Annotated in this window: 21 protein-coding genes and 1 tRNA gene; 7 read left to right on the top strand and 15 right to left on the bottom strand. The window is 48.3% G+C overall.

Annotation, left to right across the window (positions count from 1 at the left end; genetic code table 11):
* Positions 1–62 precede the first annotated feature (62 nt).
* The 11 genes from METLA_RS0107270 to METLA_RS0107230 form a co-directional block, all read right to left on the bottom strand.
* Positions 63–1,484 (bottom strand): TadA family conjugal transfer-associated ATPase, encoded by a 1,422-nt coding sequence (locus METLA_RS0107270; protein WP_024297908.1) that lies wholly within the window; start codon positions 1,482–1,484, stop codon positions 63–65.
* A gap of 84 nt (positions 1,485–1,568) precedes the next feature.
* On the bottom strand, positions 1,569–2,504 hold the full coding sequence (locus tag METLA_RS0107265; RefSeq protein WP_161635395.1) for a CpaE/TadZ family protein: 936 nt from the start codon (positions 2,502–2,504) through the stop codon (positions 1,569–1,571).
* A 549-nt stretch (positions 2,505–3,053) separates the two neighbouring features.
* Positions 3,054–3,596: a TadE/TadG family type IV pilus assembly protein gene (locus tag METLA_RS21905; protein ID WP_084480096.1), complete on the bottom strand. Its 543-nt coding sequence runs from the start codon at positions 3,594–3,596 to the stop codon at positions 3,054–3,056.
* Entirely contained in the window at positions 3,593–4,132 is a 540-nt protein-coding gene (locus tag METLA_RS21900; RefSeq protein ID WP_084480095.1) for a TadE/TadG family type IV pilus assembly protein, read from the bottom strand. The genes METLA_RS21905 and METLA_RS21900 overlap by 4 nt, the downstream gene beginning before the upstream one ends.
* Positions 4,133–5,542, bottom strand: coding sequence for a Tad domain-containing protein (locus METLA_RS0107260; protein ID WP_024297906.1), 1,410 nt, complete (start codon positions 5,540–5,542; stop codon positions 4,133–4,135).
* Between the two features lie 257 nt (positions 5,543–5,799).
* Positions 5,800–6,123: a hypothetical protein gene (locus tag METLA_RS0107255; protein ID WP_152539403.1), complete on the bottom strand. Its 324-nt coding sequence runs from the start codon at positions 6,121–6,123 to the stop codon at positions 5,800–5,802.
* 8 nt (positions 6,124–6,131) lie between these two features.
* Entirely contained in the window at positions 6,132–7,715 is a 1,584-nt protein-coding gene (locus METLA_RS0107250) for a type II and III secretion system protein family protein (RefSeq protein ID WP_161635394.1), read from the bottom strand.
* A gap of 108 nt (positions 7,716–7,823) precedes the next feature.
* The gene (cpaB, locus tag METLA_RS0107245) at positions 7,824–8,621 is read right to left on the bottom strand and encodes a Flp pilus assembly protein CpaB (protein ID WP_024297903.1); all 798 of its coding nucleotides are present in this window, start codon (positions 8,619–8,621) and stop codon (positions 7,824–7,826) included.
* On the bottom strand, positions 8,618–9,943 hold the full coding sequence (locus METLA_RS0107240; RefSeq protein WP_024297902.1) for a hypothetical protein: 1,326 nt from the start codon (positions 9,941–9,943) through the stop codon (positions 8,618–8,620). Before METLA_RS0107240 ends, cpaB begins: the two co-directional genes overlap by 4 nt.
* Positions 9,944–10,194: 251 nt before the next feature.
* On the bottom strand, positions 10,195–10,389 hold the full coding sequence (locus METLA_RS20750) for a Flp family type IVb pilin (RefSeq protein ID WP_036281556.1): 195 nt from the start codon (positions 10,387–10,389) through the stop codon (positions 10,195–10,197).
* A gap of 44 nt (positions 10,390–10,433) precedes the next feature.
* Positions 10,434–10,625 (bottom strand): Flp family type IVb pilin, encoded by a 192-nt coding sequence (locus METLA_RS0107230; RefSeq protein ID WP_051459757.1) that lies wholly within the window; start codon positions 10,623–10,625, stop codon positions 10,434–10,436.
* An 869-nt stretch (positions 10,626–11,494) separates the two neighbouring features.
* Here METLA_RS0107230 and METLA_RS0107225 point away from each other — a divergent pair.
* From METLA_RS0107225 to METLA_RS21895, 3 genes are all read left to right on the top strand, one after another.
* Positions 11,495–11,845: a hypothetical protein gene (locus METLA_RS0107225; RefSeq protein ID WP_024297900.1), complete on the top strand. Its 351-nt coding sequence runs from the start codon at positions 11,495–11,497 to the stop codon at positions 11,843–11,845.
* Positions 11,846–11,881: 36 nt separating this feature from the next.
* Positions 11,882–13,192, top strand: coding sequence for an alpha/beta fold hydrolase (locus METLA_RS0107220; RefSeq protein ID WP_024297899.1), 1,311 nt, complete (start codon positions 11,882–11,884; stop codon positions 13,190–13,192).
* Between the two features lie 171 nt (positions 13,193–13,363).
* Positions 13,364–13,492: a DUF3096 domain-containing protein gene (locus tag METLA_RS21895; RefSeq protein ID WP_084480094.1), complete on the top strand. Its 129-nt coding sequence runs from the start codon at positions 13,364–13,366 to the stop codon at positions 13,490–13,492.
* On the opposite strand, the gene METLA_RS23725 is transcribed toward METLA_RS21895, so the two are convergent.
* Positions 13,485–13,814 (bottom strand): mechanosensitive ion channel family protein, encoded by a 330-nt coding sequence (locus tag METLA_RS23725; RefSeq protein ID WP_024297898.1) that lies wholly within the window; start codon positions 13,812–13,814, stop codon positions 13,485–13,487. The two genes, METLA_RS21895 and METLA_RS23725, sit on opposite strands and share 8 nt — an antisense overlap.
* Positions 13,807–15,546, bottom strand: a complete 1,740-nt coding sequence (locus METLA_RS23720; protein WP_024297897.1) for a mechanosensitive ion channel domain-containing protein — start codon at positions 15,544–15,546, stop codon at positions 13,807–13,809. Before METLA_RS23720 ends, METLA_RS23725 begins: the two co-directional genes overlap by 8 nt.
* A gap of 793 nt (positions 15,547–16,339) precedes the next feature.
* On the opposite strand from METLA_RS23720, the gene METLA_RS0107205 reads away from it, so the two are divergent.
* Positions 16,340–17,029 (top strand): DUF5752 family protein, encoded by a 690-nt coding sequence (locus tag METLA_RS0107205; protein ID WP_024297896.1) that lies wholly within the window; start codon positions 16,340–16,342, stop codon positions 17,027–17,029.
* Positions 17,026–18,270, top strand: coding sequence for a glycosyltransferase (locus METLA_RS0107200; RefSeq protein ID WP_024297895.1), 1,245 nt, complete (start codon positions 17,026–17,028; stop codon positions 18,268–18,270). The genes METLA_RS0107205 and METLA_RS0107200 overlap by 4 nt, the downstream gene beginning before the upstream one ends.
* 108 nt (positions 18,271–18,378) lie before the next feature.
* On the opposite strand, the gene METLA_RS0107195 is transcribed toward METLA_RS0107200, so the two are convergent.
* Both METLA_RS0107195 and METLA_RS0107190 read right to left on the bottom strand, forming a co-directional pair.
* Positions 18,379–18,454 (bottom strand) — tRNA-Thr (locus METLA_RS0107195).
* A gap of 101 nt (positions 18,455–18,555) precedes the next feature.
* Positions 18,556–19,581: a hydrolase gene (locus METLA_RS0107190; RefSeq protein WP_024297894.1), complete on the bottom strand. Its 1,026-nt coding sequence runs from the start codon at positions 19,579–19,581 to the stop codon at positions 18,556–18,558.
* A 195-nt stretch (positions 19,582–19,776) separates the two neighbouring features.
* On the opposite strand from METLA_RS0107190, the gene METLA_RS0107185 reads away from it, so the two are divergent.
* Together METLA_RS0107185 and METLA_RS0107180 are read left to right on the top strand one after the other, a co-directional pair.
* Positions 19,777–19,977, top strand: a complete 201-nt coding sequence (locus METLA_RS0107185) for a hypothetical protein (protein WP_084480211.1) — start codon at positions 19,777–19,779, stop codon at positions 19,975–19,977.
* The gene (locus tag METLA_RS0107180) at positions 19,974–20,174 is read left to right on the top strand and encodes a hypothetical protein (RefSeq protein WP_029646494.1); all 201 of its coding nucleotides are present in this window, start codon (positions 19,974–19,976) and stop codon (positions 20,172–20,174) included. The genes METLA_RS0107185 and METLA_RS0107180 overlap by 4 nt, the downstream gene beginning before the upstream one ends.
* The last annotated feature ends 2 nt before the right edge of the window (positions 20,175–20,176 follow it).

Below are 20,176 nucleotides of genomic sequence, written 5' to 3'. Positions count from 1 at the left end.
AAACGGCTCCGGCCACCAGGATCAAAAAGATGATCAGCGTATTTCTATCCATGATCCAATCCTCATAAACTGTTGAATGTTTGGTCGGTATAGACGTCCAGGCTTATGTTGACGCCCCGTTGTTTCATGCGCTCATGGAATCTGGGCACGATGCCGGTAGAAACAAAACGGCCGATGATAGTGCCGTTTTCTTCGACGCCCCGACGTTCGAAACGGAAAATTTCCGACATGGTAATCACATCGCCCTCCATGCTGTTGATCTCGGAAACGCTGATGACGCGCCGTTTGCCGTCTTCCATTCTTTCCAGCTGCACGACAACATTGATGGCGGAAGCGATTTGAGAGCGAATCGTTTTGACCGGCAAGTCGAACCCTGACATTGTCACCATGTTTTCGACACGGGAAAGCGCGTCGCGAGGGGTGTTGGCGTGAATCGTCGTGAGTGAACCGTCATGCCCAGTATTCATGGCTTGTAGCATGTCAAATGCTTCCTGCCCACGCACCTCGCCAATGACGATGCGGTCGGGGCGCATCCGCAGGCTGTTTTTGACCAGATCGCGCTGGGTGACTTCACCCTTGCCTTCAATATTGGGCGGGCGGGTTTCCAGGCGAACCAGATTTTCCATTTTCAACTGCAACTCGGCCGAATCTTCGATTGTCACGACGCGCTCAGTTTTAGGAATATGATTGGACATCGCATTCAGCATGGTGGTTTTGCCCGAGCCCGTGCCGCCTGAAATGAGGATGTTCATCCTGACTTTGACAATATTGGCGAATACTTCGGCCATGGCTTGACTCAAGCTGCCGATAGCTACCATATCCTGCAATTGGATTTTATCCTGGGTGAATCTTCTGATCGAGAGTGACGGGCCGTCGATCGCGAGCGGCGGAATAATGGCGTTGACGCGCGAGCCGTCTTTGAGCCGGGCATCGACGAGCGGAGACGATTCGTCGATACGCCTGCCAACCCCGGTCACGATCCTGTCGATGACCTTTAATAAATGGGCGTCATCCTTAAAAGTGATGGGCGTTTTTTCCAACTTGCCGAAACGCTCGATATAGATGGAATCGTGGCCGTTGACCATGATGTCCGCGATGGTGGGTTCGTAAAGCAAGTGTTCCAGTGGGCCCAAGCCCAGGATGTCGTTGACCACTTCATTAACGATCAATTGGCGGGAGCGGGCGATGATCGGCAATGAATCATCGTCTATGATGCGCCGGGCAATGTCGCTGATTTGCTTGCGGGCATCGGCATTTCCCATTTTGACGATCAGTGAAAGATCGAGAATTTCCATCAGTTTTTCATGGACTTTTTCCTTGTATTCCATTTCCTTGGCGGTCAGTAGTTCAAAAGCCAACGGCGGAATGGCATTCGATTCGCTCGGATTTGATGAGACAGCATCATCTTCATCGTTTTTCGGAACAATCGTCTTACTGCCATTATTAAGACTGGAGTAGCTTTGGATACGGCTTTTAAGGTTCACAGCAGTTCTCTTGGTCAGTAACAATTAAAGCGTTTGAACGGGAGAGATAAAATACCCAGGGTTCATTCGCTGCAAGGATTTTCTTTATGTCAGGTTTAACAATTTCTTTATGAAGCTTTTTTCTTTATACTCTTCTTTTATTTTGACATGCAGGTCTTCGGCCAAGTCGACGATTGCCTTTGCAATTGCCGAGTGGCGCGCATACTCTAAAACCGGCGTACCAAGATTGGTGGAGTGTGATACGGTTTCATAATCATTGGGAATCAAGTAAAACGAAGCACATGACAGCGTTGCCTGAATATCCTTTGGCTGCAGGTTGCTTTTCGGATCAAAACGGTTAATCAGAATGCTAATGTTTTTGTCGGAGATATTCAGTTCGGATTTCAAAATGCGGATCAAGCGTTGCGCATCACGCATATGTGCAAGGCTTTGCTGGATGACGATGATTATTTGATCCGATCTCTCAAGTATCGTGGCCGAAACCGGGTCGATCTGACGGGGGAGGTCAACGAATATCCGGTCATAATTGCTGATCATCAGTGTTAGCAGATGGTCAAGATTTTCGAGGTCGATTTCACCTGGCAGTACCAACTGTTCATGCATCGTCGATAACAAGCGCAACCCGCTTTTGTGCTGCACCATATAGCCATCTATGGCGTCGAAATCCAGCTTGTGAATATCATTGATGGCTTCGACGATCGTATGCCGGGGTCTTAGGTCCAGATTCAACGACTGGCTGCCAAATTGCAGATCAAAATCCATCAGCACGATGCTGGAATCGGAGACGACGGAGGCGGTATGGGCGAGGTTGCAAGCGACAAAGCTTCCGCCCGAGCCGCCTTTGGCATTGATCACCGTGGTCAATATGCCTTGCTGCGAGTGGCCGCGCCGAAGATCAAAAATGACCTGGTTTAATGCCTTGTGCAGTTCCTGTCTGTCAACCGGCTCGGCAAAGAAATCGCGGGCTCCGGCCTGCATCGCCAGGCGCATCAATTGGCTATTATTGTCGGCGGCGATCACCAGCAGTGCCGGCCGACTAGCGACAGGTAGCGTGGTTAACTGGTTCAGCGCATCGATCGTTAAATTATCCAGCAAAAAAATCAGAATACTCGGCAGTTTTTTATCCTTAAAAAGCAACCCGGGCGCTGCGGTTGGATCGATTTGAATCGTCGTAATTTCCTTGTTCAGCAGTGTTGATATCTGAGTCCGATGCTGAGCCAGCTTGGCGGTATTACTGCCCAAAATCTGTATTGAAATGGCGTCTTTTTGCATGATTCCCTCAGCTGTACTCAGTAAGGTCGTAGTGATATAGATTCATTATAGTCAGCTTGGTACAAAAAATTATATTCGTCTAACAAAAAGAGCTAGGCAACATATATGTCGACCTGGCTTGTAGGTTGAATATCAAGAGAATACAAGGAACAGTTTGTCGTCTCTAGTACCAAGTTTATGAATTCCCGTTCTCTATGCTTATTATCTGTCCCTATTTTAAGTACAGTGAAAATTACCCTGAATTCATTTGTCGAAAAAATTATTTTTGGAAAAATTTTTATATTCAGTTATAAGTGATCATGAGCATATGCCGTAGCAACATCGTTGGGTGACAGGATTATCATATGAGATTCGCCCTAAGCTTTGGCTTGGTAATGTTGTTTGGATAGGCGGCATAGTAAGTGATTTTTGAAATAACGGAATATTAAGGGTCAAGAAGTTGGGGAGATTTATCAGCTGCACTCTTACAAAAGTAATATTATTGTAAGTATTGTCGCTAGAAGCTAAGGGGCCACTTATCCAATTAGTTGTGGAGTCGGGACACGAGCCATTACAATAGTCCACTTGAACATTGGCGGTGGAAAGCCCAAGGAGACCAGTTATCGCGGAAGACCCATCCGGATTGTTGGGGTCAAAAACCGTCACTTGCTTTGCCTGCAGGGCTCCACTTGTGGATATTGGGCAAACAGCCGCGACCCGCGCACCTCGGCGCGTGGCTTCGACCAAGGTGTTGTAAGTAAAGAAGGCGCGCCCGAACTCAATGATGCCAAATAAGATAATGAAAAACCAAAGAGCAATCAACGCAAATTCCACCAGCGCCGCACCATGTTGTGTTTTCATTGTGCCCTCATCACCGAAGAAGCTTGTAAGTCGTAAGAGCTAGGGCAAGAAGCGGAAGAAGAACCAAATGTCATTTTGGTTAATTTACTTAAAGTGCTTCCTGTAATAAAACAATGCCGATAAGTGGCCGAGACCTGAATATGATTCGCATCAGTCTGTGTGATATTAACTGACGTGTAATTAATGCAAAGGGGCAGTAAAGGGGGGGTTGGTGGTGGCTCTGTTTTATCATCACAATCAGCTGTATTGCCTGTCATAACCAAATTTATGGCATTGGAAACATAGGGGTTCGAAGCAGTGTTAATGTTGACAGCAATATTCGGGCTGCAATTATCCACACTGGTGCAGCGAGCTCGTTCGGAAAAGTAAAGCGCCCCATCCTGTACAGATTTATTCAGAATATTGAGATGAAAAAAAGCATAGCTAAATTCCACAATGCCCAGCAATAAAAGCAACAGCAGCGGCAACACCAATGCAAACTCCACCAGTGTTGCTCCCGTTTGACGGTATTTAAAATTTCTTATAGGCCTGGACATTTAAGACTGTCCTCCGAACGGGTCTTTATAGAGTTGGACTTTATAAATGCCGGTATCGACGTTGCTGATAACTTTGCCGATGCCCATGCAGTCATCTTTGGAGTTATCAATGACTTCGGCATAAACGGGGGTCAAACTTCCTGTCACTGGTATCGGTCTTGTAATGAACACGCAGCCCCAGTCAACCGCTGAAGAAGGAACGTCCCATGTCCCTTTAGCGTTCTTTGTAATGGCAGAGCAATCGACAAATGGCATACTCAATACCCGTCTTTTGTCTCGAAAGGCGTGTGTGGCATCAGAAGCGGTTTTCGCAGCCACCATCGGCTTATAATAGTTTCTATATAGATCAGTTGTCGCGACGGGGCCATTAGTGAGGGCCGCGATGTTCACATCGCTTGGGAAGTTCACAGGATCGAGGTCGTGCTGATCGCTACGAGTTTGGTTATAAGCTTTTGTGTGATTTTTACCGCCGACAATACGATCGGGAGGATAGAGGGCGGGATCTTTGTAACTCCCGTTGTAATCATCAAACCGGGTATTAAAACCCTGGTCGACCGAAGCCACATCGCCTGTTTTGGAGGTTACGGTTCCATTTGCTGCAAAACTCTCACAAAACGCTTTTTGGCAAGTCGGGTCACCTGCGGCGCAGGCTTTGAGATCAGCTCCTCCAGCCCCTACATCCATCCAACCAAAATTTCCGCCTAATTGCCCTCCCGTATATGCTGGAGGAATATCAGGACAAACAAGGCCACCTGTCGGTGACGTAGGACTCGATTTGAAGCAAAAAGCGGTATCTGTAGCATAGCCAAAACAATTACCATCGCTACAGTCCTTATCTGTGCTGGCTTTACCGGTAATACTATCAGTTCCTTTGCATGCGATGACGGGAAGAACATCAGAGCAAGGAACTATGGGAGTAGTGCCCGCAACTGCAGTGGCTGAAGGAGCCATATTATTAAAACCCAAAATGCGACCGAACCATGTGTCTATACTTAGGGGATTCGTAGTAACGCGAACAAAGCGAGCACCATTGATGTCCTTTGCTGCGTACCAGTCAGCCTTTGTAGTACTCCAATCTCTGGCAAATTCAAACGTAAAATCTGTGCTTGCCAACGTCACTTCCTGATTACCAAAACTTCCTTTAAAGTTGGGAAGCGTAGTCGTTTGAGCATAATATTCTGCGTATTCCTCTATATCGGGATAGTCGGTGCTGGATTCTTGCTTATTTAATGAAATGGCCGCACTTAACGCCAATGCGTCTGCAAGGTTTTGCAATCGCGTTTTATTAGTCCATCCATGGCTTGTATCAATGGCCAAGGCCGCCATACCCATGATAACCAAAAGAGCTAAAGCCGTTACTACCAACACACTGCCTTTAGCTTTGCGTAACGAAGTCAATGTCGTGTACATAAAAAACCTTATTCAAACGATTTGGTAATAAAACTTCAATATTTAAATGCAAGCGCCGTGCTGAGCTGTTAAGCATCTATAAAAAAGTTCTTGGCTTTTCAATACATACTAACTGGCGGAATTTAAATCCCTTACAAGCTGCCGATCTTTCCAGGCCATCGATACTTTTCGATTCAGATGCTCATATCCCATTTGATTGAAGCCTGTTCCATCAAGAAGGCGAACATGTAACTGGGCATTTAGATGCTAGGTTAATGTTACTTTCCACCAGAGCTTGATCCGCTGTTGCCACTACCAATATTAATACTTACGCTCGGCGGTTGTTCCACTGTCTGAGAAAAGCCCTGACGGTACGAGCCCATCACGCCGACTCCGGCGTAACCGTCCATTTTTCTCGGCGAGTTAGCCGGCGGATGGGCGGCGGCTTCCTTGTCAGCTATTTGGGCATATTTAATATTGTTGACTGTTTGCCCGAAATGGGTATCCAGTTCACGCGGCTGATACCTGCCGTCGGCGCAGGCCGATAGCAAATTAGCGCTTGTTATCAAGATTAAGGCTGAAGAAAGCGTTTTGATTTTCATATTGAGCCTCATTGTTTAATTTGGTGGCCAAACTGGCCGGAGCTTCCACCGTTTGCCGGATCGAAAGCCGGGGCTTGCGCGGTTTGTTGCGTCGGTTTTCTGGCTTCCATTCTACCGAGCAAATAGAAGTCGATATCGTTGGGTGGAACATAGTTATCCGTCGGCAATCGAATTTCTTCCGGCGGAATCGGCGTTGCCAGGTGAGGGGTGACCAAAATCACCAATTCCTTCTTGTCATTCTGCGCATTTCGGTTTCTAAACATTGAGCCTAAAACGGGGATATCGGCCAGACCCGGCGTTTGCTCCTGTTTGTTGGTGTTGTTTTCGCTGATCAATCCTGCGATGGACATCGTTTGCCCGTCCGCCAGTTCAAGCGTGGAAACGGCTTCTCGACTATCGAGGCTTGGCGTAGGTTGCAGTTGAACGGAACAATTGACGTCTGAACCAACCACAGCACCTGAAGTACAAGTCTGAGCGGCCCCCGCCGCGATCACGTCGTTGGCTTTGTTACTTAACGAACTGACCGATACATGCGTAGTCAGATTAATGCGGTTGGAGTCTAGAACCACCGGAGTGAACTCCAGTCCTACGCCGAAGGGTTTAAAATTGACTGTGCAGATATTGCCAGAAGTGTTTCCAGTGGTGCCGCTACTGCCTGGTGAACAAGCGGTATAAGGAAATTCACCGCCGGATAAAAACGAGGCCTTTTTGCCGCTCAGCGTGGTGAGATTAGGCTCCGCCAAAATGGTAGCCAGGTCGGTATTTCTGCTGAAGTTTAAACTCCAGTTAAAGATCGTGCTGCCGGCAACATAATTGCCGGTAAATACACCTGCAGCTCCCGCTGCGACCGACCATAAAAAACTGCCGTCGTTTAGGCCTGTACTCCCCGCGCTGCTATCCAAGCGCAGTGTTCGAGCCAGGGTGCGGCTGACTTCGGCGATTTTGACTTCGAGCATGACCTGCTGCTCGCCGCCGACATGCATCATATTGACGATATATTGGCTGCTTCCGCCGCTTGATCCACCGCCGCCACCGCCACCGCCGCCACTACTTCCACCGCCGCCACAGCCGGTTTGGCCACTCGCACCGCCCCCGCCTCCGCCTCCGACCATCCCGGCAGATGCGTAACCCTGAGCTATTTTCATCGCAAAATCCATGTTGACCAGATTGGAGACTTCTCCGCTCAGGATGATACATCTTTCGGCGGCCCGAACTTGAATGCGCTCACGGGGCAAAAGTTCATGGAGTTTTTGCTTGAGTCCATCCATATTGTGAGTGACTTCTACTTCAAGAACCATCGCTATCCGGTTGTTGGAATCCCAAACCGTAGCGTTGGTTGCGCCAATGGATCGTCCCCGCAATAAAACCTGCCGGGGAGGAAACAAGGTGATATCGGCGATTTCGTCATTACCTTTGGTCAGTTTGCTGACATTTCTGTCCAGGTTAATCAGCAGCGATTTATTTACCGGTACGCGGTAAACGAGCTGCCTGCTATTTGCGCTAGTCGTTATTTCGGCGCCGGCCTGGAGCGTGTAGCCTAATAGCAGCAATGGAACTGTTTTTAACAAGTTGCTTAGATCAGTGTTTAACATGGTCATTTATCCTTGCTTTCAGTGTTCTTTAAAGTTTCGGGGTCTTCAATGGGGCATTAGGATACCGAAACCGAAATAAAATCTAGTATCGTTCAGAATTTAAACAGCTCAACAAGAATTGTCCTTACACTCCTTAAACGATTGGCTTGTCCAAGGCAGTATTTTTACAGTCAAAGGCGCTATCGGTTTTATTTTCTTAGTTTCAGGTGATGACGGGGTGCTGGCTACGACAGTCGAGGATTCACTGGAATCCATCGGATTTCTCAAGGTAAACTGCAGCGTTCCGGAGCGCATGGCGTTTACCAGAATTTCAGCCTGTTTGGGCGTGACTTCCAGCGTCAAGGCTCTAACCACGATGGCGTTTTTATCCCCCTCTGTGGAGGCCTGCTGATCAATTGCCAAAATCTTGATATTTTTCAGCAAGGTAAAAGTTTCTTCACCGCGGTTGACAATGATGTCGGCTTTATTGCCCGGCAGGATGAAACCGGCAACGCCGGCGACATCGTCGACCCGTACACTGATCGCGCGCATACCCTCCGGTATCAGTGCGGATAATGAACTGCCGCCAACATGGTTTTTGATCTGCGGCTTGAGCAGGATTTCTCCGGGATAAAATTCACGCTGTGCGATTTTTCCTACGATGGCCTGGGCATCACTGGCCGTATCCGCTTGCGTGAAAGCTTCCTTGGGCACCATGTCTTTGGGCCAATCCACCAGCTTGATTTGAGTTTGATCAATATGGCCGGCGTAAGGGATGTAATTGGCGGCTACATACACCGGAATCGTGTTTTGTTCTACGTTAGCCTGTCTGCTGGTTTGTGATTCGACCCAGCTATTGGCAATCCAGGCGGCGCCAGCCGCCAGTGTCAGCGCTATAATGAGCATTATCAGGAATCGGCTGTTCATTCTTCAATCCTTGCATTTTCAAGGTTAATAAAATAGGTTTCCCATGCTATTTGCAATCTTTCGTCCGTTGCATGGGCAACATCGCCTTCGTATTCACATTGATCCCTGACAATCCCTAGCAAGTCTCTAGGGTGGCAAGGCAGTAGGGGTCTGTGTTCTTTTTGATAGAGATCGAAAAGTCTTTCGAGTAAGCTGTCCGGGCAGTTTAACTGCAGTTGGTTAGCGTATTGATGCCATATCTCGATATATTGCTCTTTGCTAACCGGAGAGAACTTAATTTTGTAACCCAGACGTCTTAAAAAGGCTTCATCCGCAAGCTCCACAGGATTTATATTCGAAGAAAAAATGAGTATGACGTCAAAAGGAATCTGTACGCGTTTACCGGTATCAAGATTTAAATAATCATGTTTTTCTTCGAGCGGGACAATCCAGCGATTAAAAAGATCGATAGGCTTCACGCGCTGACGCCCCAAATCGTCGATGATATACATGCCGTTATTGGCTTTTAATTGCAAGGGCGCTTGCGATAAACGGGTGTTTTTATCATGGTCTATTTCCAGCATATCTAGCGTCAGCTCGCCGCCGCTAACGGCAGTGGGCCTGAGACATTTGATATAACGCGGGTCGACGCCCTGCAGGATGTGAGGGTTCAATTTAAAGCCGTCTTCTTCGATCGGTGTGTGTATGACCGGGTCAAATAACTGCACGACACTTTCACCGACCGATATGGCATAGGGGATGTAGATGGCTTCTCCAAGCAAGCGGGTCAAGCGTTTACAAATGTAAGTTTTGCCTGTTCCCGCCAGTCCGTAGATCATGATGGCGCGGCCAGAATGCATGGCGGTGCCCAGTTTATCCAGCAGGTTTGGGTCGACAATAGTGTCCGCAAATGATTTTTGCACATCAGTTCGGATGACTTTGCAATTTTGAACCGATTGGGCTTTGACGGAGTTGCGGTACTGTTCGATCGGTACCGGGGCGGGGCCTGTGTAGCCGCTTTTGTTCAAGGCAACCAAGGCGTCGGCAACGCCTTTATCGGTCAGTGCGTAACGTGATCCTTTACTGCTATGTGACGCGGCAAGAATTTCCACCCGACCGTGAGTGCGTAAGTCGTCAAGAACGATTTCGAGAATGTTGCCCGCTAAGGCTACGTTTTCACTCAGTTGATATAGATCGGCAACGCCGTTCACATGCAGGCGTTTGCAAACTAACGAGGCGATAAAATCGAACGTTAATCCGGTTTCCTCGATAGTGCGGGGGCGCTGTGCGAAGGGAGGTCGGGCGCTATTCGCGTGATGTAACTGCTGAGTAATGGCGTTCATATTCCTAACACACAAAGTAAGGAAAATAGGTTTGGTCTAAAAAATCACGCTCAGATTAAGAATCCAAGAGCAACAAATGTTTCAGATACATCGTCTTACAAAATCAACTATAACTTAAAGTTAGACCTAATGAATGAAGTTGGCAACTAAAATATGAGGCCTAACGATCTTTTAAGCATAGAAAATTTTGGAAAAAGCCCTTGCAACTAAAATTGTAGCGGCAAGGGCTTTACGCCTAGGACTGATAAAGCTTAACCGTTGTTAGGCATTGCACTTTGAATGGTGCTGAACGTGTTGTTCACTTTTTGACCCAGGATTTGGATCATTGCAATTGAAACAATCGCAATCAGAGCCAACATGATCGCATATTCAACCATGGTGGCGCCTTGTTCTTTTTTAAAGAAGGTTGGGACTTTGTTTTTCAGGTCAATTAATAAGTTTTTCATGTGCTTTCTCCAGTTAAAAAAATTAAAAAATTAAAAAATTAAGTTTAACCTGCAGGCATTGCGCTTTGAATGGTGCTGAACGTGTTGTTCACTTTTTGACCCAGGACACTGATCATTGCAATTGAAACCACCGCAATCAGCGCCAGCATAATTGCATATTCCACCATGGTCGCCCCGTGCTCTTTTTTAAAGAGGGCCGGAAGTTTGTTTTTAAGAGTAGTCAAGGTTGTTTTCACGTTTCTATCTCCGGTTAGTCTTGCTGACAAATTTTGGATGCATTGCAGAGTGCCTCCAATGGTTGGTGAGTAAAAATTGATGGCTTTTGGCCTTAGACAAAAAGTTAGTCGACATCTCTTTTCATGTGAATTCCAGCAAGAAATTTACGTGCTAGGCTAATCTCATGAAAGAAAACGAACGTTCACTTTAATTTTCCAATAGCCGCGCTCAACAAGCATATTTTCGGGCTATTAAAATCCCTTAGACTTTATTGAGGCTAGATATCCATCCTCAGGCAAAAGTGTAGCAGTATTTTTTGCAATAGCTAGGCAGAATTAATATTTTTTTAATGTGAAGTGCGTGCGATTTCATAAACATCTGCTAAAAATTCACCGAAAAAATGAATGACAATGGCCTCGGTGGTCAGAAGCAGGTGTCGTAAAAGGAAGGGGTTATTTATTCAAGCATTTGATATTTATATTAAAAATATGTGAGTCGAGTTGTTTTCTGATGCTTGCTACACTCCCAAAAGAGGTTGTCTTTTACGGCGCAGACCGCAGCTATTGAAGCCATAATCCTAATCGTCAACGGCAATGAGCGGCAGGTGATTTTCCGTAAGCAACTCTTTTTATGCGTATGATTAATTTTGACAAAAATAAGCGAAATAGCCAAAATTTAAAATTCTTCTTAGAAAAAAATATTAATGAACTTCAGGAGGAATTATGCAGTCAATTTTAGCAAAATTTTATTATTTTATAACTTAGTAAAACTACCTATTGATTTTTTATGAGCTATGTGGATCTGGATTATAGGGTAATCTTTATTTTGCTGCATCTATTCGCACGAGCTTAAGTCCTGCTTCCCTGTCGTTTTTTGAGGAGGGTGAGCGATGGCATTTTATCGTCATCGACGGTTCAACGGTTCAGGCACCGGGCGCTACGGCGACGACCTAGCGGCTGCTATCGCGATTGATCTGATCACGCTGACCTTGAGGCAAGTGGAGGTGACGACCAACAAGACCGGCGAGCATCTCGACCATTACGCGCCGAGCGCGGGCGACGTAGTGTTACGCGATAACGCACATGGCATGAGTCTGTACGAGCAAGACGCCAACGGCAAGCTGGTCATCAAACGACTGAAAAGCCTGTTGGACGTGGATCGACTCCGCGCCCGTAAAGTGAACAAATTCAAATTGCGAAAGACTAAAAAACAAGATTTATGTTTTTTGATAGGGTGGTGAGAAGCAAACCTATCATCATTTGAAGGGAGAGATATTATGCGTCCCCCTAAAGCCATATGCCTGGTTACTTTTCTGTTTTTGATGTTTTTCCGGCAGGAAGCTTTTGCGCAACGCATTGACGATGCGAATTACCACTACCCTTATAAGGATCCTTTTGTCGCCACCTCGACAGTCGCCTTGATGCAGGGAAACGAAGACATACCCGGCATGATCGAGGATCTTCAAATCAAGATCCTTAACGGCCGTGACCACGTCCATCTTTTGGAAGGGCAAGGGAAATTGCGCTACCGGTTTTATCAACAAGAAGGGCCCGCGCCGCTGATATTTATCATACCGGGAATGGGCAGTTCCGCCTATGCCGGGTCGGCGAGGTATTTGGCGGAATTTTTGGCCAGGAATAGATTTCATGTACTCGTCCTCCCGTCTCCATTCAACTGGAATTTCACCTTGGCGGCGAGCCGATCGGGCATTCCCGGTCTGGTCCATGAAGACGCCAAGGATTTATATGCGGTGATGCAACGTACCTTAAATGACATCAAGGAACAAGGGCACGCTGAGATCGGCAAAATTGGTCTCTTGGGTTTAAGCGAGGGGGCACGTGATGCGGGCCATATCGGTAAACTGGATATGGCGCAAGGGAAAATCGGCATCACTACCTATCTATTGGTCAACCCGCCGGTCGATATGCTGGAGGCGGTCAAACGCATCGACGCGATGGCCGGCTTGGGGAAAAGGTATGGAGAAAGGCAACGCAGCTATCTGGAAGCGTATGCTTTCGGCATGCTGGCTGAAGCGCTACATAATGACCCCAACAATCCGGATTATTTTGCGGGTTGGGACACGCGCGCCCGACTCACGGACAGGCAATTCGAATACCTCATCGGAAGCGAGTTTCAAAAATCGGTCGGTGATATGGTTTACACCAGCAATCTTGTGTTTGATCCGGGTATTTTGAAGACTCCTGTCAGTCGGTCATACCGAAGCGCAAGGTTTGACGAAGCTCGCTCCTATACACTGATGGGCTATATCAAGACCTTTCTTATTCCCAGGCTCAGGCAGTTAAGCGATAAACGGATGAGCCTCGAGAAGCTGAATGCGCAGAACTCCCTAAAAGCGATCGAGACCACATTGGAGAAGAATCAGAATATTTTTCTGATGCACAACCTCGATGATTTTCTGATTTCGGAGGAAGATATTGCTTTTTTGAAGAAAGTTTTCGGCGATCGGGCAAAATTTTACCCTCACGGAGGCCACCTCGGTAATCTTTGGTATCCGGAGAACAAAAAAGACATGTTGAAAATTTTCAAATCGCTGATGCCTGCTTCGCCGCAACTTGCAAGACAATGAAATTTGATACATCAGCGCGCCAATAGTCCAAAAAAATTGCACGATTATGGCGAAAATCTGGGTTCTGATAGCCTTTATCGCCATTTTGGAGCCCATTTGCTGCGCGCGAAGAAAGAATGGCAAGAATTCGATTAAGAAATATCTTCAAACCGTAACAGAGGGGGAATTATTATGTATGTCGATGCCCATTCACTGCTTTCTCTGATTGCAGGAATCCTTATACTGATTCGTCCTGCTTTGTTGAATTACATCATCGCCATTTATCTTATTGTCATTGGCGTATTGGGGATGATCAGATAGTGATCAAATCATCGGCTATTATCCCCGTGATTTTTTGAAAGCTTGCGGGAGATAACCCGCTTTTTTCGTTGCTTTCCATATAGATAGAAAGCCAGGGTGACGACATCTCAATAGCGAGTTGGTCGAACCGCTTCTTGATGCGGCGGTTGAATTCGCGCCCTACCACCCATTGTTTGCTCGGCAGGGTCTTGATACGCGCTTTTATCATGACTGAGTCGCTCGCGAAACTGTCTACGCCTAAAATTTCCAAAGGCTCCAGGATGAGTGAAGCATACTGAGGCTCCTGCATCATTTCTTGCCCAATTGTGGCGAGTTCATTCATCACACCGTCTATGTCCTCTCGATATGACACGGCCACGTCGAAAACATAATAGGAAATCTCTTGTCTTATTGGTGATGGGGCCAATAGAACTGTAAGGTATCGTGTGTACATTGCCCGCCACGTCCCGCAGGCGAACGGTGCGGATTGTCAGTGCTTCGACGAGGCCGTCTTTGTCAGCCACGCTGATGACATCGCCAACCGCGATAAGGTTTTCAAGCAGGATGAAAATCCCGGTAATAATATCTTGCACCAGTTTTTGGGCGCCGAAGCCAATCGCGATTCCGGCAACGCCGGCCCCCGTCAGTAGAGGAATGATATTAATTCCCAGTTCGGAAAGAATGATCAGCGTTGATGTCGTGGTCAGAACGAAAAATAATGCATTTTGAGCAACGGAGAACAATGTTCGCTGACGCGCGTTAGAGAGTTGGGTCTTTTCTGCTGCCGTATCCAGATAGCTTTCCATCAAAAGCGTGACAACCTCCCAAATCAGGAGGGTTGTCAGGATAATGCCGCCGACTTTCATGATCCCCGTGCTGAATGTTTTTCCTATGCCGGTTGTGATCCAAACGAAGGCAGGGATGCTCCAAATCTGAAGCACGGACAACGTGATCAACGCATAGACCAGACCCTTGACTCCCGTTTGCAAAATCGGCCCATAACGGTTAAAGCGAGATTCGAGACCGGGATATCGCCGGCGCCATGCTTCGCCGATCTGAAACTTGCGGCGAAACCCGTTTTCGATAAACCAAGCCATGGCATTTCCGGCCATTAAGATCAAAACGGTCAGCAGAGTGCCTTTTAGAATAAAAAAGAAGCCGCCGGTCAATGCGAGAGCCCAGACTCCGTAAAGCATCAGCACATAGATGATCGCCACGATATGCCAAACCGAGGCAAATTGTCTCAGGATTTGTCGTGGATGCAGTTTCCTGGCATTCAGCGTTTCCCTGCCGCGGATAAATTGAGCCACACTCCTGCGGTTTTGCAAGATCATCAGCACGATCAAACCGGTCACCAGAAGACCGAGAAGTCGCAGCAGCGTTTCATAGAGCGGAAGGGGCATTCCGATCAGCAAGGCGGCTTGCAAGCCGAAATAACCGTACGTCATTATCATGCTCAGCCAGCGCGTCCAACTATCAATCGTCAGGGATGTCTCATCACTGACAGGCAACAGGCGGAGCTGAGGATATTGAGGCGCGAACAAAAAACGCATGACCGACACCGCGATATGGACAATAACGGCCGCATTAATCCAGGTGATGGCGATCAAGCGGGTGTTTTCTGTCGGCTGGATAAGGCCCATTGCTATATAGCCGACAATAACGAATAGGATAATGGGCATTAAGGCAAGCAATAGCAAGGCGAAAAGATATAAAATTCGCATCGTGAGTCTTTGCGCCGGGTAATGTTGCAAGACATCGCATAAATGCTTTAACGATCTTCGGGCGATAAAGAAAGCTAAGTAAGCACTTCCCATCATGCCGGCAAGTTTTCCGATGATGTCCAGCCAGAGGTTGCGCCTTTCCAAGTTTAAGATTTGCCATTCCAGCCAGTCGGCAACACGGGGAAGCTGATGGAACATCGTGGCGGCTTTCACTATGGTTTCGATAGATTCGGTAATTTTATCCGAAGGGGTCTTCAGCAGCTCGACAGTGGTGCTGCCCAGCGTCGGAGTTTCAGGCGGCTCGGTCATTTTTTGTTGTGCCTGGGCCAAGAGCTTGATCTGGGCGATCAAACGGGCGCGATCAACCGGGTTTCCATAGTAGTGATGACGGATTGGATCTCAGCCGGCTCGGGTGCTGTCTTTGCATTTTTTTCCTGACTATGCGCTGCTGCGCAGAAAAATGTGCCTAGCATCCAGCAGCAAAGAATGGATTGATAACGGCTCATCGTTAGTACCACCTTGTTCAATAATACCGACGGACGGATTTGAAGGGCACAACTCTCGGCGACCGAGCAGTTTCGTGCCGCAGCATCCTTTCGGCGTTATTCATTACAATACGTCGGCAGGTATTTTCCTTCCCCCGCAAATGACGCTCATCGTTAATGGTCCGAATGGGTATGAGTACCGCTGTCGCCACCCGTTTTTGGTCAGTTGGGTACTAAAACACCCATTTTTTGTGGGATTACGATATAAATTTTAAGTTCCTTCGATTAGCCGTAAAGAAGCAGCGGTTTATTACCTTTTAGTCAAAATAAGACTCATGGTTTAATCCCGTTTGAGCGGCGAACTTGATGCGCCGACCATTTTTATTCGAACCCTGCAGTGCTACGGCGATTGGTAATTCAATATGCGGACCAGCGCGTTCGTTAAAAAAATTGAACTTCGAAAAAAGCCGGGGACTCCACATGATTATCTGCAAATGATCGCGAAAAAACTGCTAATACAATGATTTGCATGCGAAACTTGTTCGAATAGCAGGTTTCCAAGTTTTATTCAGTAATTCGTTACAGCAAGCGAATATAGATCGCGCCTTGTAGACGTTGATAAATCAACTTAAGCGTGATGTATATAGGGAGTTTGTCATATGAACGAGATGAATAATCAGGCCAAGGTGAAGTCTCCACGTTTTGTCTTGAAAGATTGTGCCTTGATCGCGATCGCCACGCATAAACGGGCCAATAATTTAAAGGAATTCCGCGATCAAATCGAAAATCTTAGCCCTGATAGTCTTTATCACCATTTTTGGGCCAATTTGTTGCTTCCGCATTTTGATGAACCGGAGTTCATCAATGACTTTGCCGGCTGGGTACGTCACAGTCTGCACGACCCCAAATTGGCGGAACAGTTGGCTGTCCTTGATCCTGGCTCCTATGACGACGTGGAGGAATTACGTTATCACCTGCTTGAACTGATAGACGACCGTCTCGATGAAAGCGAATATTTGCAATGGTCGCACGCCTTGCAGCGCTTTGAATTTGTGCGCTCTCAGATTGTGGTGTTCGATACGCATCTGCGGGTGGAAGAACCGCATAAGATGTCGGAACTGATCCCGCGCATGTCGGGAAGCAGCGTTTTTTACCATTTTATCGATGCGCGCCGCCGTACGGATGATAAAGTCGATGATTTTCGTCATTGGTTGGCTTATTTCGGTGAGGCTTATCGGCCCTTGATCGACCGCTTGGCCGGCATCGATCCTTATTTCAGCACCCTGATCGAAATGCGCCAGGAATTGGCGGCCGCTTTTCAAAACCATTTCGCGGAGCAAACTTCATGACCACGATGCTGGATAGTTATGCCGCCGTGGCGGGTGCCGATGTGATCCGCCACCTGAGGCAACTGGCTGAGCCGCTGCGAGGCAAAACCGTGGTGCATGTGAACTCCACCCGAGTTGGCGGCGGCGTTGCCGAGATCCTGGATAAACTCGTGCCGCTGACCCGGGAACTCGGAATCGATTCGCGCTGGGAAGTCATTAGCGGCGACAGCGAGTTTTATCAATGCACCAAAAGCCTGCATAATGCGATACAGGGAAACCGAATCACGATTCCCGATACGCTATTGCAGCATTTTCAGGAAGTGAACGAACAGAATGCCAGGCAGTTGCGTCCTTTGCTGGAAGGCGCGGACTTTGTCTTTATTCACGACCCGCAACCGGTGGCATTGTTGTCGCATTGCCTTCAACGCAAAGGGAAGTGGATCTGGCGTTGTCATATTGACGCCAGCCATCCGCACAGGAGCGTCTGGCGGTTTATCGACCGATTCGTCCGCGGTTATGATGCCAGTATCTTCTCTTTGCCGCAGTTTGTGCAGATGCTGCCGCATCCTGCTTACATCATCCCTCCCAGTATCGATCCCTTAAGCGACAAGAATGTCGACTTGTCTGAAGACGAACTGGACGCTGTCCGGACACGCTTCGGCATCGATCCCAATGCGCCGATGATCGCGCAGATCTCGCGTTTCGACCGCTTTAAAGATCCTGTAGGCGTGATTCATGCCTATAAGCTCGCGAAGGACTATATTCCCGGCTTGCAACTCGTGCTGGCCGGCGGAGGCGCCTCCGACGATCCGGAGGGCGAGGCCGTGTTGAACGAAGTGCGCTTTGCAGCGGGCGATGATCCGAATATTAAGATTCTGCTGCTGCCGCCTGACGCACACCGTACGATCAATGCCTTACAGCGGTTGTCCGATATCGTGCTGCAAAAGTCCACCAAGGAAGGATTCGGTTTGACGGTGACCGAAGCGCTTTGGAAAGGGAAGCCGGTCATCGGCGGCGATACCGGCGGCATTCGTTTACAGGTGATCGATTTTCATACCGGATTCTTAGTCAACACCCCGGAAGGCGCATCGCTGCGCATTCGCTATCTGCTGAATCAGAAACAAAAAATGCAGACGATGGGGCTTAAAGGCAAAGAATTCGTGCGCGAAAATTTTCTGTTAACTCGGCAATTGCGCGAGCATCTGACTTTGATGGTAGCGCTACAGCATGGTGCGATTGATCGTATCGAATTGAGCGGATAAGGGCTCATGACCCGGGATTTATTGTGACGCGTTGTGGGCAAATGTCCCGCCGGTGTCCCGCGAGCAATAAAAAAGGATTTGGTTTGCAACCTAAGCCCTTGTTTTATTTGGTGCCGATGATAGGAGTCGAACCTACGACCTTCGCATTACGAATGCGCTGCTCTACCAACTGAGCTACACCGGCTTGGAGTGGGGTTTTGAAGAGCTGCATATTAAACCATAGCTGACAATTTTTTTTAAGCCCCTCATGCAAAATTTGCATCGAGGAAGGCTTTCTTTGAAAAATTATGCAGCGCCAGTGCCGGACTGGGGTTGGCAAGATTTTATATGCAGTAACAAATACTCCGGGATTCTTTGTTCCAGCCAGTAGCGGGGGCGGAAAGGGTAGGTGCCGGTTACGAAGCCGACGTGGCCGCCGCTTTGGGCGATTTCCAGTTGCACGGCTGGCGACAGTTCATGCGCTTCGGGCAGCACTTCGACGGTCATGAAAGGATCGTCGGCCGCCTGGATGACCAGAGTCGGCACGGCGATCGATTTGAGAAACTGGCGGGAGCTGGAACTCTGGTAGTAGTCGTGTACATCGCGGTAGCCGTGCAGTTTCGCGACCACGATATCATCGTATTGCCAAAACGAGCTGATGTCGGACAAATTGCCGAGTTGCCTGATTTTTTCGGCTTCCGCCTCGATGCCGAGGGTTTCAAGGTGTTGCAGTTTCAGGCGGACGTAGTGCTTCAGCTCGTTGAGCAGGCGTTTGCGGTAAATTTTCGAAAATCCGCTATCGAGCTTGCTCGCGCAGAGGCTCAGCACGAGCGGCACCGACACAGCAATCGCGGCAAACAGGTCAAGACGCTCACCCTGTTCGCCAAGCCATTTCAGCAGCACATTGCCGCCCAGCGAAAAACCGATCGCGGCCATCGGCGTTTCCGGTTCGCGTTCGCGCAGGGTTCGATAGAGGAAATGAATGTCCTCGGTTTCCCCGGAGTGATAGCAGCGCGCCAGGCGGTTCGATTCGCCGCTGCAGCCGCGGAAATTCAACGCGACGGTGCGCAGACCGAGTTTCGCCAGCGTGTGCTGCAAGCCTTTGATGTAGCCGGATTCCGAGCTGCCGGTCAGGCCGTGCAACAAAATCACGATCGGCTGTCCGGCTTCGCCGCAGTGGTCGATGTCGAGAAAATCGTTATCCGGCGTGCTCAGCCGCTCCCTACGCAGCGTTTTGGGCGGCTGTGCTATGCGAAAGAAGGCCGGGAAGATCGTTTGCAGGTGGGTGTTTTTTAGCCACCAGGCCGGTTTGAAGGTGCTCTGAATGATCATGGGCGTCGAAAGGTGCAATCAGTGAGTGTGTTCATGGCGGACGGGGCTCGCCATACTGCGCAAGCATTGTGCTGATGCCGGAATGAAAGCGGATGTGCTTTTACGCTTTGATAAAAGGATCGCACGGCTTTTGCATTGCGGTTAAACTTTGCGCCTAGGCATGTCTTTAAAGTAATAAGGAGAGGACATATGATGATGTTTCCCGATATTTTCCAGGTTTTCATTCTGGGGCTCTTTATTTTTCTGCCGGTTTTTTTGATCTACCGCAAAGCCGGTTTTAATCCGGCCTGGGCCGCGCTGGTGTTTTTGCCGGTTTTCGGCCTGTTGCTGGTTTTTATGCAGTTGGCGCTGATGCCGTGGCCCAACCGCCGAAGCGAACTGGAGCGGAAGCCATGATGCTGCTATTTTATATCCTGCTGCCGATCTATGTCGGATTTTGCTTGTGGTTGGGTTATCGGATCATTCAAAAAGCCGGTTTCGAAGGCTGGTGGACAGTGGTTTTACTGATTCCGGTCGTCAATATCGCGATGATTTGGGTGTTTGCGTTCATGCGCTGGCCGGCGCTGAAAGAGGATATTAAACAGGACTTGTAAAC

The sequence above is a fragment of the Methylomicrobium lacus LW14 genome (assembly GCF_000527095.1).
GTDB classification, from domain to species: domain Bacteria; phylum Pseudomonadota; class Gammaproteobacteria; order Methylococcales; family Methylomonadaceae; genus Methylomicrobium; species Methylomicrobium lacus.
Note: the sequence above shows the minus strand (reverse complement) of the source record. Positions and strands in the feature narration are given on the sequence as shown.